This window comes from Desulforhabdus sp. TSK (assembly GCF_022836495.1).
In the GTDB taxonomy this organism is placed as follows: domain Bacteria; phylum Desulfobacterota; class Syntrophobacteria; order Syntrophobacterales; family Syntrophobacteraceae; genus Desulforhabdus.
Window position 1 is genome coordinate 1 of the sequence record NZ_BQXM01000113.1, and the last position, 622, is coordinate 622.

Here is a 622-nt window from a genome sequence, read left to right on the forward strand (position 1 = left end):
TCGTCACCGACGCAGAGCGCCAGGAGGCAGTCCTCGAGGACTGCCTCCTGGCGCTCTGCGTCGGTGACGAAGTGCGGGGAGAGGTAGCCCTTGTCGAACTGCATACCCTCGGTGATGTCGAGCTCGGTCGACGTCGTGGAGGACTCCTCGATGGTGATGACGCCGTCGGTGCCCACTGCGTCGAAGGCGCGGGCGAGCAGCTCGCCGACCTCGTCGTTCTGGGCGGAGATGGCGGCGACGTTGGCCACCTGCTGGCCCTCCACCGGCACAGCGTTCTCGCGCAGACGGCGGGTCACCGCGTCCACAGCGGTCTCGATGCCGCGCTTGATCTCACCGGGTGCTGCACCGGCGGCCACGTTGCGCAGGCCTTCCTTGACCAGTGCCTGTGCCAGCACGGTCGCAGTGGTGGTGCCGTCGCCGGCGACGTCGTTGGTCTTGGTGGCGACCTCCTTGGCGAGCTGGGCGCCGAGGTTCTCGTAGGGGTCCTCGACCTCCACCTCGCGGGCGATGGTCACACCGTCGTTGGTGATGGTGGGTGCGCCCCAGGACTTGTCCAGGACCACGTTGCGGCCCTTGGGGCCCAGAGTGACCTTGACCGTGGCTGCGAGCTTGGCGATGCCGG

At 68.5% G+C, this 622-nt stretch carries 1 protein-coding gene; it reads right to left on the minus strand.

Going from position 1 to position 622, the window contains the following annotated elements; translation table 11 throughout:
* Nucleotides 1–622, minus strand: a 622-nt coding sequence (locus tag MWC30_RS21735; RefSeq protein ID WP_272495890.1) for a TCP-1/cpn60 chaperonin family protein, incomplete at both ends; no start/stop codon positions are given.